Source organism: Enterococcus cecorum DSM 20682 = ATCC 43198, from assembly GCF_000407565.1.
Lineage (GTDB): Bacteria > Bacillota > Bacilli > Lactobacillales > Enterococcaceae > Enterococcus_E > Enterococcus_E cecorum.
This window is the reverse complement of the sequence record NZ_ASWI01000003.1, coordinates 425,197-438,037: the sequence shown is the minus strand read 5'-3', so window position 1 is coordinate 438,037 and position 12,841 is coordinate 425,197. Positions and strand designations below refer to the sequence as shown.

The window sequence follows — 12,841 nt, the reverse complement described above, 5'->3', positions numbered from 1 at the left end:
GCCAATGTTTGTGACATCAGTTCCAGAGATGGCACAAAATAAAAAAATGCCAGCCTTATACTAGACTAGCATTCATCTTTATGTATTTACACTAATATAATTATTATTTCACAAAATTTTTATTCATATAGTAATCAATTAAGTAACATTTGATAAAAAATGTTTAATCCCCCTATGACAACCATTACTAAGATTGGCCGGCTCTTTAGCTTTCTTAATAAAAGAAGTGCTACAATAAATAGAACAATTTTGGAGCTATCCAGTGAAAACCAGTTGTCCATATGATTCCCGTAAAAACTATTACGCAAAATTTCTAATCCTGAAACCAAAATCAAGGCAATCACAGCGGGTCTTAAAGTTTGCAAAACATTTTGGACAATCGTTAAATTTTGATAACGCATATAATAGTAGGCAATGATACTTACAATGATACAAGAGGGCGTTACACATCCTAGCGTTGCCACAATCGCCCCGGTAATTCCAGCACTTTTAACGCCCACAAAAGTCGCCGCATTAATCGCGATTGGACCAGGTGTCATTTGTGATAAAGTAATTAAATGATTTAGTTCGGTCGTCTGAAGCCAATGATGGGCATAAACTTCTTGCTGAATCAAAGGTAAAGCTGCATATCCACCACCAAAACTGAATAGGCCTACTTTTACAAAACTCCACCATAACTGTAAATAAATCATCGACTCACCCCACGCCATGTTTGAATGATACCATAAGCCAAGCAAGCTAAAATCAAATAAACCGAACTAACATGGAATAAAAGACTCGCACCAAACACCATTAAAAAGATCAAAATCGCAGTTCCTTGTTTTTTCCTAATAATAGGTAGTAACATATCCAAAACGACTTGTAAAATTAAAGCACCCACAGCTACTTGCATGCCAGAAAGTAAATATTGAACCCAAACAATTTTGATAAATACATTGTAAAGGTAGGCTAAAATCGTGATAATTCCTAGCGGCGGTAAAACAGTAGCTACTACCGTTACCAATACCCCAATTACTCCGGCTAGCTTGTAACCTACCAAGATTGCCCCATTAATTGCCATAGCTCCCGGCGCACTTTGAGCAATCGCCACAAAATCAAGCATCTCATTTTCAGTTAACCAACCATATTTTTGAACAAATCTTTGCTTCATTAGCATGACGATGACATACCCACCACCAAAGGTAAAAGCACTCAAAGTAAATGTAGCCCAAAATAGTCTTTTTAAGCTGAATTCCTTATCCATGAATCAATTTCCTACTTTCTATAAACTATACCTATTATAATCTATTTTCTCCTCTTGTGAATACAGGATTCATTTTGTCCTGTATGTAAACTTTTTTCTAGCATGCCAACAAAATAGGATGTTTTATTTTATTTCTTATTATTTTTATTTAGATTAATTATAAATATAATCTAGTTTCATTCTTGTGGAAAAATGCACATACTGAACAAAATCATTTAATGAAAAATCAAAAAATCTTGAAAGCCGTAAAAAACGTTAATATTACAAGATTCTTATAAACTATTTTACTCAAAATGGACCTATTTTTATTTTTCTTTGACGATTATTTTATTCATTATCATATGCATAAAAAGAACCCCTTATATGTTCACTTTTTCGATTTAAAATGAAATAAAGTCAAAAAATCTATCATTCGCATTTATGAAAACCAACGTAATTTGGTTATTTAAAATTCAAAAAACATAAAAAACCCCAATATAAATGTTTATTTATAAGGATTTTCTAACAACAAAAGGTATAATTTCTAAATGTAACAGTTATTATTAAGAAAAACAAAATTCATTTTAAAATAACCGCCCTTTTTAAACATTACTTATGTTATTATTAATTAAACGTTAGCATACCAAATGCATAACAATTGCTTTTTGTTTGGAAAAAGTATATTGTATACATGTAAAGAGAAATGGCGTAATTGAGAACGTTATCTACATTTGTCATAGTATATTAAAATATTTACAACTTATTTTTGTTATCTATCTTAATCAATAGAAGTTTACAAAGTTTACTTATTTGGTATACATCACGAGGAAAGGACGTGCGGATTATGACAAAAACTGGTGGATATAGAAAAATTGCAAATGATATTATGTATAAAATTCAACGCGGAACTTTCAAACCTGGTGAAAAATTACCAAAACAAACAGAATTGGCTGATTTTTATGATACTAGCCGTGTAACCGTTCAGAAAGCTTTAAACGTCTTAACACTTGAAGGATATATCGCTTCTAAAAAAGGTGTTGGTACTTTCGTTAAAACTTTAGACGAAACAAATTCAAATCTAGATTCAAACTCAAACGAATGCCTAGGTTTATCACAAAAAGTCAATGCCAATCAAACGGTAACTAGTAAAGTTATTTCTTTCCACGTTCGTAATCCAGAAGATGAAGAATGTGAAAAACTAGCTATCCGACCTATCGACAGTGTATATGATATCATTCGTGTACGTTATCTTGATGGTCAACCATTCAGAATTGAATATACGGTCATTCCAGTTGCTGCACTACCAGAATTGAACACTGCAGTCCTTGAGAAATCTTTATATCAATATATTGAAAATGAAACTGGTTTTGAAATTGGTTCAGCCATCCGCAAGATTAAAGCAGATATGTCTGACAGATATGATCAAAAATATCTTGATTGCCAATTATTTGATCCAGTCCTAGAAATCGAACAAGTTGTAACATTTAGCGATAGTCGTCCATTTGAACTATCTGAAATTCGTTACCGTTACGATAAAGGTTGCTTCATCGCGATTCATTCTATCTAATCTAAAACATCTATACAAAATCAAAAAACTCGAAAGTTTATTCTTTCGAGTTTTTTTGTTTGTTAATTTCCCCCTTTACAGCTTTACATTTGATAATCATACCCAAACCATTTTTATCCATATGTAAACTTGTCAACCCCTATATGTCAACGTATATGTAAACCTAATCATAACATCACAAAACTCGTTTTTATCGACTTCTAGTTATCTATTCATCTACACAAATGTTGATTTATAGCGTTTTTTGTAGTGTTATTATTGAGAAAAATGCTTGATTTTTTTTATTGAAATAACCGATACTATAGGGAAAGAAATGATATGTAAACTTTACATGTTTACATAGTTAGTTTACATTATTGGGGATACTCGTAAATAAGTAAGAGTATAGAGGGAGATATTTATGAAAAAATTATCAAAGAAATTCGTTCAATTATCTGTTGTTGGTACATTATTAGTTGCAGGCGGTCTATTTGTAGCACCACAAGTCCAAAATTTAGCAGCTCAAGCAAGTGAACCTACTAAACTAGTTGCCTTTGATCAACAGGCAAATGCTTTAGGTGAAACGATTAATGATGTTCGTGAATCAAAGACCGTTACAAAGACATTAGCCAAAGCGCAAGAAACTGCTACTAAGAAACAAAAAGAGGCACAACAAAAAGCTAGTCAAAAAGTTGCCGAAACCAAAGTCCAAGTACAAAACACTGCAACAGAACAAACGTCAAATGATAATCAAAATGCTGCAACTACACAAACAAATGAAGTAACTGAAACAACTTCTATAAATAATACACCAAACACCAATCAAGCCGCTGTTCCTCAACAAAGTGCGCCGGTTCAACAAAGTACACCTGCTCAAACAACACCTGCCCCTCAAGTTGATACAAGTGGTTTTAACTTTAATGGTCACCACTATCCAATCGCTTGGTTCTCTGGTTCAGGTTATGTCCCAGCAGATGGTAATATCTATCGTTGGAGTGAAATGCCAAACCACTACTTAATCGAACGTGCTGGTATGGCAGGTGGTACAATTCGAGAATTAGGTGTAGGTTCAAAAATTACCATTGATGGTCAAACTTACACAGTCTTTAAAGTATTATCTGGTGTTGCTAACGATGAAAATGCATTTAACTTACTTACTTCTCAAGGTGCAGCGATAACTTTCCAAAGCTGTGATGCTACTTATGGTGCAAACGGTTTAGCAAACTTAACAATCTGGTTTGCAGCCTAAGCATAAAACCAAATTCTATCTAAAAAAGTCGCAATTACTCTCAACGTAACCGCGACTTTTTTTACTATATTATTGTAATAAAATCCCTAAAGCAAAACTCAGTACATGAACAAATGAACCTACTGCTAAAATTTTTACCGCACAAATAAACGTTTGACTCTTCACTTGAACGGCGAGTAATTTTTGTGTTTCCTGCCAAACAAAAGGTAGACTTACTAAACTTAATAAAGTCATCACAGGCGCTAAATGTAAAGCAACTGTCGCAACAATAGACAAATAAGCTAAGCGATTCATGTTTACAAAAACTTTCAATGCGTGCTGTTTCCCAAGATAATGAACAATGGTGTAACGATTATTTTTCTCGTCTTCTTCTAAATCGCAAATATTATTGGCCAGCATTAAATTAGCAATCCATAATGTATTTGGTAATGAAATCAGAAAAATCGAGCCAATGGTGCTAAAATTCCAAACGAACTGATCATAAGCATTTAAATAAACACAAATGAGTGAAATCATAAAGCCCATCGTAAAGCCAGAGAAAAATTCGCCTAAAGGTAAACTTGATAATGGACGCGGACCTGATGAATAAAATATGCCGACCAAATAGCAATACACCCCCATCACCAACAACGGCCAACCAACAATCATTGACAAACCTATTCCCATCAAAGCCGAAACAATAATTAAGCTCATCATGATACGAAAGACTAACTTCAATGACAGATTTTCTCTACCTATAATATTTGTTTTGTGCTTATAATCATGAACATCGGTGGCGTGGTGATAGTCATTATAATTATCCAAAATATCCACCGCCATATTAAATAAAAACATCGCCACAAAATAAATAAATACCAAACCAATATGCAATGTATGATAATGATAATAACTGTATGCGAGTCCTATAAAAAACGGTAAGACACTTGCAGTTTTCGCTTTAAATTCTACAAGCTCCAAAAACACTTTTAAAGACACATTTTCACTTCCTTTAATTTTTTAAGCTTTGATATTTCCTATTCTAAGCAATTTAAGGTACAATAAAGTTATAAATTAATTTGCGAGGAATTATCATGATAAGTTACTGGAATAATTATCCCACGATTCAAAATAAACTCCAAGCTGTTTGCTCATATTTGGAAGAAAATGTAGCAATCAATAACGAAATCATTTCAAAAACACTAGTAGATTTTGCTCGCTCTGGTGGCAAGTTGTTGCGCCCAGCACTTTGTCTACTATTTGCCGAACTAAATCCCAACCACGATGAGGAAAAAATGACAAAAATCGCCGCTTCTTTAGAGATGCTACATATGGCGACTTTAATTCATGATGACATTATCGATGACTCACCTTTGCGTCGTGGCGCGATTACGGTCCAAGCACAATTCGGCAAAGACATCGCGGTATATGCAGGTGATGTACTCTTTACCAAGTTTTTCGAAACACTTATTAGCGTGATGAATGGATCTGAATACTTAGCTTATAACGCCAGAACAATGAGACGCATACTCATGGGCGAGCTCAATCAAATGACCATCCGCTTTAATATTGATGAAAAATTTACGGATTATCTTCGCAGCATCAACGGAAAAACGGCTGAATTATTCTACTTAGCTTGTAAAGAAGGTGCCTATTTCAGCGGCTGTTCTCCACAGGTGGTGCGCTTAGCTAGTCGTATTGGCAGAAATATCGGTTTAGCCTTCCAAATCTATGATGATATTTTAGATTATACCGCAGATAAAGCGACTTTGAAAAAACCGATTTTGGAAGACTTAGGCCAAGGAATTTATACCTTACCCTTGATTTTAGTAAAAGATCAATACCCAGAAATTTTCGTGCCATATTTGAATAAGAAAAATCAAATCACCCTGGCAGAAATTGAAGAAGTAGCCAAACTCGTGGTGCAATATGGTGGCGTCGAACAAGCCAAAGTCATCGCTCAAAAAATTACAAAAAAAGCACTAGAAGATATCAAAAAATTACCTGATGGCATCGCAAAAGATAACATCCATCAATTAACAATGGATTTATTAAATAGACAATATTAATCATAAAGAAGATTTTGTAAATGTGTACTGGATTACGTTATATGAATGATAGTTTTTACTTTGGTCGCAATCTCGATTTGGATTATACTTTTGGACAGTCAATTATGATTACCCCTAAGAACTACGAAATCAAATTCAAACACGAAAAAAGCATTACCAATCATTATGCCTTTATCGGAGTCGCTGTAGTCGTTGAGGATTATCCGCTTTATGCCGATGCGATCAATGAGGCTGGGCTAGGAATCGCTAATCTAAACTTCCCCCATTTTGCCGAATATGCCACGGAAGTTCAAGAAGGCCAATTAAATTTAGCACCTTATGAATTGATGCTTTACGCCCTAGCAAATTGCCAATCCGTCGCCGAAGTAAAAACGGCTTTTCACAATTTAAATGTCATTGATATTCCATTTAATGTACAAATGCCAAACACAACCTTACACTGGTTCGTTGCGGATAAAAAACAAGCTGCTGTGATTGAAGTGATTCAAGGAAAAGTCAAAATTACCGACAATCCAGCCAATGTCTTAACCAATAGTCCAAGTATTGATTATCATTTGATGAATCTAGCCCACTATGCTAACCTGAGTGACAAGCAACCTACCAACCAACCTTTTGATATGCCTCCATTTGGCGAAGGGTTTGGCACAATTGGTTTACCTGGCGATTGGTCCCCGGCTTCTCGTTTCGTCAAAGCTGCATTTGTAAATGAACATTCTATCAGCGAAAAAGATGAAATTAGCAATGTCACTCAATTTTTCCATATTTTAGATTCGGTGGCTTTTGTTGAGGGTGTAACCACTTCACCAAGAGGAACCCATGACTTAACGATGTATGCTTCTTGTGGACATCCTGAAAGTGGCAATTATTACTATAAAACCTACCGCAATAATCAAATCAATTGCGTGTCGATGTCAAAAGTCGATTTGCAAAGTCACACCCTTTTTAATTATCCGATGATTGATACCCAACAAATTCATCAGGTTAATTAACTTAAATGCACGATTTTACACGAATGAACGCTTAGCTGAATGAAAGGTGCGTGGCCAAAATGAAACATGGTTTAAAGTATTTTTTCTGGAAAGTTTGGTTTAGCGGTATCGGTAGTCGAATGTGGCTAGCTTATCTCTTAATAACAATCATTCACGATTATTATAAAACCAAAGATTCATGAATTCCCTTTATCGGTGCTGTATTCATGCTTCTTTTCATTCTTATCAAAACTGCCATTTGGTACCTAAGAGGCGCAAAAATAGACGAAGAAAATTAACCGCACTAAAATAGACGCACTATTTGAAGTAGTGCGTCTATTTTTTTATTCATTAACGTAAGATATCAATTAAATCTTTTTTAGCAGCTTCTCTTGCTGGCATGACTGAGAAAATTAAACCAATCAACGTAGACACGCCGACTGCCACGACAATTGTAAACAAATCAACCGTAACATGTATCTTCATCAAAGAGCCAATGCCATAAGCTAAAATCATTCCGATAAAGTAACCAATTACGCCACCAGTAAACGTCAATAACACTCCTTCAATTAAAAACTGAATCATAATGGAGCGTTGGGTTGCGCCTAATGCTCGACGAATACCGATTTCTTTGGTCCGTTCAGAAACTGAAATATACATCATATTCATCACACCAACACCGGCGATAAACAATGAAATACCCGCCACGGCAGTAATAAAGTAAGTAATCGTACTTAACACTTTCCCGATACCCTTACTTAAAATCGCCGTATCAAACGAACGATAACTACCTTGTTGACGCATACTACCTGATTTTTTCAGTTTATCAAGTACTTTATTGGTCACTTCATCTGGTCGTGTGCCCTTTTTCATCGTGACGAGAATACTGTAGCTTGCGTCATCACCCTTAATCAAGTAATATTCATACGCTTTTTTAGGAATTTGAACTTGATAACTGCTCATCTCACCAAACATACTGGCCATTTGCGCTTCTTCATCACTCATTTCTGTACCACCATATACACCGACTATGGCGTAATTTTGTCCAGAAATCAAAACGCCGCGATTCAAGGCATTTTCAGGAGTGCCATACAAATCCTTCGCTAACTCTTCATTGACCACAGCGACTCGACTGCGATTCAAATTATCCGCTTTAGACAGATTGCGCCCCGCAAGGACATCACTGTTAGTTTGTTTCACCAATTTGGCTTCAATGGATTGATTTTTATTTTTTATCAATGCACTAAAACTTGTACTATTGGTTTCTTGCTTTTCAAATTCGGCACTCTCAACACCTGAAACTTGACGAACAAGCTCTAAATCACTACTTTGAAAGGCGGGTCTATTCGTTTCATAAAAAGACTCGTCATTTGGGTTGAATAAGATTTGAGCTTGAATCTTTCCATTATCGCTCTTGGTTAGACTTTCAATGGTTTGACGCTCATAGCTACGACCTATCGCCAAAATTGCAATCACCGCACTAACTCCGATAATAATCCCAATCATCGTTAAAATACTGCGTTTGCGATTATTATTAATTGCTTTAAAGGCCGAACGAAAATTCACATAAAAGTTCATGATTTCACCGCCTCATCTGCAATAATTGCCCCATCGCGAATTTTAATTAAACGATGGCAATAAGGGACAACTTCTGGATCATGGGTAACCAAAATAATGGTCGCATCGTCTTTTGCATTTAATTCCGCAAATAATTCCATAATTTCCGTGGAGGTATGTGTATCGAGTGCGCCAGTTGGTTCATCGGCAATAATAAATTTTGGATTATTTATGATAGATCTAGCAATAGCGACACGTTGTTGTTGTCCACCGGATAATTGTTTAGGATACTTATCTTCCTTACCTTCCAAGCCAACTCGTTTCAAAGCTGCCATGACCTTTTCTCTTGTTTGGGAAAAATTATAGCCCCCATAAAGTAAAGGCAATTCCACATTTTCATAGACCGTATTATTTTCAATCAAACTAAAATTCTGAAAGACAAAGCCCACTGTTTGATTGCGCACTTTTGATAGTCGGTCATCATTCGTCCCAACTAAAGATTCCCCTTCAAATAGGTACGTTCCTTCAAATTTTCGGTCAATAAAGCCCAATAAATTAATCAATGTTGATTTTCCTGAACCAGACGGACCCATGACAGCGACCATTTCACCTTGTTCAATATGCAAGTTCACATCTTTTAGGACATGCAAGGATTCTTCATCATTTTTATAGTATTTGTTGATATGAATTAAATCTATCATTCAAACACCGCCACTTCCTGATTATCCTTTAATTTTTTATCGGGATTCAAAATATATTTATCACCCATCGCTAAGCCTTTTTCAACTAAGTAATTAGCACCTTGGTCTTTCACCGTCACTTCAGTTAGATGTGCTTTTCCATCCTTATAGGTATACACATATTGCTTACCATCGCGCGCAACCACGACTTCTTTTGGCACAGTTATTTGATTAAAATGAATGGCCACTTGCACACTAAAACCATTATGAATTTCTTCAGCTGTTTCTACCGTAAAGGCATAACTTGAAGTGGAACTACTACTATTACTACTACCACCTGAGACCGCTGCACTCAAGGATGGTGTGGCACTTGCTGATTCAGGTAAAGTCGAAATATTGATAATCGTTCCTGCAATTTTGCGTTCATCATTAGCTGGCATGACTTCTACTTTTTGGCCTTGTTTGATTTTATTGTAATCATATTCTGTCACACTAGCTTGAACTACGGTACCTGGCGAAACTAAAGTCGCATATGGCACATTCGCTTGGATTTTACCATTTTGATCTACATAGACAATGCCATCAAACGGCGCCGTCACCTTAGTATTCACTTTCTCTTTTAACTGGGCAATGGCTTTTTGCGCATCACTATATTCTAGATTTGCACTATCGACACCTTGTTTAGCTTGCTCTACTGCGTCTCCTGCGGCATCATAAGCTTCTTTAATTTGAGCCATTTGTGCAACTACTTCTGCTGCTGATGGATCATTGGCTGCTTGCAAGGCTTGTACCGATTTATTCAATTGATTGTATTGATCAGCCAATTGATTTTTCTTATTAACCGCGCTATTATAACCACTTTGCGCATTAGATACAGCCAAGTTTAATTTATTTAAAGCTTGTTCTTGCTGACTTACTTGTTCTTCAATGGTTTGATTTTTGTATGTTGCTAACACATCTCCGGCTTTCACTTGTTGATTATTTTGGACATGAATCGTTTCAATCGTTCCTAATGTAGGATCTAAAGTAAAAGTCCGACTTTCTTTTGGTTGCGCAACACCGTTAAATAATAGCGGTGCTGACTTTTCTATTTTGACAACTTGATAATCGCCTTTTTGTTCCTCTTTTTTCGAACCATTCAAAGTAGCCCAAACAACTCCGACAATAGCTACCACACACACAATCGCAAAAACCAATGTCAGGCGGAGTTGTGTCTTACGTTTTAATCTTTTCACTCAAATTCCCTCACTTTATGCTTTTTCTTCAATTTTTTCGATGGCAAAGATATGCACTAAACACATAATTTGCGGAATATATAACAATAATGGTGCAACCATGCTAACAACTGTAACGACCACACCGATTGATCCTAGCTGACTCGTTAATTCATTTGCACTTGATGCACCCTTTAAAAATGTACCAATCACTAAATTCAAGACAAAATAACCTAAACTCGCAAAATAGATTAGCTTGCTTGATACTTTATCTTGGCTCAATTGACGAGAAGCAATAAAATATAAAACCACAAATAATACCGTCATCACGACACCAAAGATAATCGCAACTTTGTATGAGGTACTACTCACTTGATTGTATAATTCCATCCCTTTTTTTCCTAAGACTTCAAAATTTTCGCGTTTGGGAAATAGACTACTAGGCAAGGTCACTAAACTAACAACTGCACCAATAGCTGTCAATACTAAAGCCACCATATTCCATGTCCGTATTTTTTTGATTCTGTTTGCTACTTCATTCATTTCATACACCCCTAATCTAATAAAAATGACAATCATATTTCTGATTGTTTCAATGGCAATCAACAGTTATATTATACTATACCCCTAGTAGAAACTGTAGGAAAATCAGAATACCACACGAAAAATCAGTCTCTGGTTGTAGGTTTAAGACAAGTAGATGAAGATTATTTATTTCAGCTAAAATACGATTCATTTTGTAACATAGACTTAATTTGCTTTTACCGTCCAATTATTTTATAGTTGATTTAGCAATTATCAGATTGGAGTTTATTATATGAACAAAAAGCTACTATTAAGTGGTTTACTAATCTTAAACTTTTTCGTGACTCCTCTAGCTTTAGCAGAGACCATCGATGAAAATATTCAAAACCAAACGAAAAAAATCGAAAACTTGCAGGCTGATCAAAAGAAATTAGCCCAAGAAGTCGAACAATTAAATAAAAATATCAATAGGTATCAAACAAAATATGATGAAACTTTAGCACAAAAGAATGAGGCTGAAGTCAAAGTCAATGAACTTACGAAAAAATCAGTTGAGTTACAAGAAAAGATCGAAAAACGTAGCGAAAAGATTCGAGACTTGGCACGCAGTACGCAATTAAATCAAAAGAGCGACACCATGCTTTCTGCTTTATTAGAAGCAAAGTCTGTTGGCGATTTGGTCAATAAATCATTTGCCATCTTTACTTTTGTGCAAGCCAATCAAAATCTATTAGCCCAACAAGAAGCGGATCAAAGAGAGTTACAAAAGACTAAAGAACAAGCAGAACAAAATTTACAAACAATTAATGATAGTATTGCTGATTTACAAAAGACCAATGAACAATTAGTCAACGCCAAACTTGATTTAAATGTGAAGCAAAATGAATTAAATGCCTCTTTAGCAAGTGAACAAGCGAAGAAAGATGAATTTATCAAACAAAAAGAAGCGGCCGAAAAAGCTAGACAAGAAGCAGCCGAAAAATTAAAAGCTGAACAAGAAGCAGCTGCCCGTGCCCAACAAGAAGCCGCGCAACATGCTGCCCAACAAACAACTACACAAACAAGTGCACCGACAAGTAATCAAAGTAACGCTTCAGCCAGTGTGGTTCAAAGTGTACCGGCTTCAAGTAGTGGTTGGAATGCGCCACTAGCATCTTTAAATGTTTCTAGTGGATTTGGTTCTCGTCAAGATCCAACTGGTTTTTCTGGTACCCAACACGACGGGATTGACTTGACTGGAAGCTATGGCACCCCGGTCTTTGCTTCTAGAAGTGGGAGTATCGCAAGCAGTGGGTATGATCCTTCTGCAGGAAACTATATCATCATCAATCATGGCGATGGTTATTACTCTTACTATCTGCACTTAAGCAGTATCGTTGTCGGTGGTGGTTCTGTCAGTGCGGGCCAAACAATTGGGCTCATGGGAACAACTGGTAATTCTACTGGTGTGCATCTCCATTTTGGTATTGCAACAACTCCAAACTGGCGTGGTTTCGTGAACCCTGCCCCATATATTGGCTTATAAAATAGAAACTGCAAATGTCACTCGGATATTTGCAGTTTTTTTAGGTAACTCAATAACCTTATCCATCCTAAACAATGGGCTGTTGATGCTGGTGTTGGATATCTCAGTTACAAAACGAAAAATGGCAGTATCCTCATTTCTTCTAAAATCGCTAATCCTTTTGTACCTGATATTACGTTTCAAAAAAACGCCTGGCAACAAGCAGCCAAGGAATAGTTACACTAAATCTATAGAAAAACCTTCATTTAGACTCGATTGTCACTTCAAGCATACCGATATTTTCGGATGCTTTTTTATTTTGTCTTTTACG

The 12,841-nt window shown here is 35.9% G+C and carries 12 protein-coding genes; 5 read left to right on the top strand and 7 right to left on the bottom strand.

The features are described from left to right. Positions 1-134: 134 nt before the first annotated feature. Positions 135-692 carry a chromate transporter gene (locus I567_RS02875; RefSeq protein WP_016250742.1) on the bottom strand — a complete coding sequence of 186 codons (558 nt, stop codon included), beginning with the start codon at positions 690-692 and terminating at the stop codon, positions 135-137. Continuing rightward, complete coding sequence (locus I567_RS02870; RefSeq protein ID WP_016250741.1) at positions 689-1,243, bottom strand: chromate transporter; 555 nt, start codon at positions 1,241-1,243, stop codon at positions 689-691. Before I567_RS02870 ends, I567_RS02875 begins: the two co-directional genes overlap by 4 nt. A gap of 823 nt (positions 1,244-2,066) precedes the next feature. Here I567_RS02870 and I567_RS02865 point away from each other — a divergent pair. Together I567_RS02865 and I567_RS02860 are read left to right on the top strand one after the other, a co-directional pair. Then, on the top strand, positions 2,067-2,789 hold the full coding sequence (locus I567_RS02865; RefSeq protein ID WP_016250740.1) for a GntR family transcriptional regulator: 723 nt from the start codon (positions 2,067-2,069) through the stop codon (positions 2,787-2,789). A 400-nt stretch (positions 2,790-3,189) separates the two neighbouring features. After that, positions 3,190-4,017, top strand: a complete 828-nt coding sequence (locus I567_RS02860) for a hypothetical protein (protein ID WP_016250739.1) — start codon at positions 3,190-3,192, stop codon at positions 4,015-4,017. A 69-nt stretch (positions 4,018-4,086) separates the two neighbouring features. Here the strand turns inward: I567_RS02860 and I567_RS02855 are convergent, their stop codons facing one another. Continuing rightward, positions 4,087-4,992, bottom strand: a complete 906-nt coding sequence (locus I567_RS02855) for a prenyltransferase (RefSeq protein WP_016250738.1) — start codon at positions 4,990-4,992, stop codon at positions 4,087-4,089. 95 nt (positions 4,993-5,087) lie between these two features. On the opposite strand from I567_RS02855, the gene I567_RS02850 reads away from it, so the two are divergent. Then, entirely contained in the window at positions 5,088-6,062 is a 975-nt protein-coding gene (locus tag I567_RS02850; RefSeq protein WP_016250737.1) for a polyprenyl synthetase family protein, read from the top strand. A 20-nt stretch (positions 6,063-6,082) separates the two neighbouring features. Beyond that, a complete protein-coding gene (gene bsh, locus I567_RS02845; RefSeq protein ID WP_016250736.1) occupies positions 6,083-7,051 on the top strand; it encodes a choloylglycine hydrolase in 969 nt (322 codons plus the stop codon). A 330-nt stretch (positions 7,052-7,381) separates the two neighbouring features. Here bsh and I567_RS02840 read toward each other — a convergent pair whose 3' ends face one another. Genes I567_RS02840 through I567_RS02825 form a run of 4 tightly spaced genes read right to left on the bottom strand, consistent with a single transcriptional unit; the run spans position 7,382 to position 11,024 of the window. Beyond that, on the bottom strand, positions 7,382-8,608 hold the full coding sequence (locus I567_RS02840) for an ABC transporter permease (RefSeq protein ID WP_016250735.1): 1,227 nt from the start codon (positions 8,606-8,608) through the stop codon (positions 7,382-7,384). After that, positions 8,605-9,288 (bottom strand): ABC transporter ATP-binding protein, encoded by a 684-nt coding sequence (locus I567_RS02835; protein WP_016250734.1) that lies wholly within the window; start codon positions 9,286-9,288, stop codon positions 8,605-8,607. The genes I567_RS02840 and I567_RS02835 overlap by 4 nt, the downstream gene beginning before the upstream one ends. Further along, the gene (locus I567_RS02830) at positions 9,285-10,502 is read right to left on the bottom strand and encodes an efflux RND transporter periplasmic adaptor subunit (RefSeq protein WP_016250733.1); all 1,218 of its coding nucleotides are present in this window, start codon (positions 10,500-10,502) and stop codon (positions 9,285-9,287) included. The genes I567_RS02835 and I567_RS02830 overlap by 4 nt, the downstream gene beginning before the upstream one ends. A gap of 15 nt (positions 10,503-10,517) precedes the next feature. After that, positions 10,518-11,024 (bottom strand): hypothetical protein, encoded by a 507-nt coding sequence (locus I567_RS02825; protein ID WP_026209934.1) that lies wholly within the window; start codon positions 11,022-11,024, stop codon positions 10,518-10,520. A gap of 274 nt (positions 11,025-11,298) precedes the next feature. On the opposite strand from I567_RS02825, the gene I567_RS02820 reads away from it, so the two are divergent. After that, positions 11,299-12,531: a murein hydrolase activator EnvC family protein gene (locus I567_RS02820; RefSeq protein ID WP_016250731.1), complete on the top strand. Its 1,233-nt coding sequence runs from the start codon at positions 11,299-11,301 to the stop codon at positions 12,529-12,531. Positions 12,532-12,841: the final 310 nt, after the last annotated feature.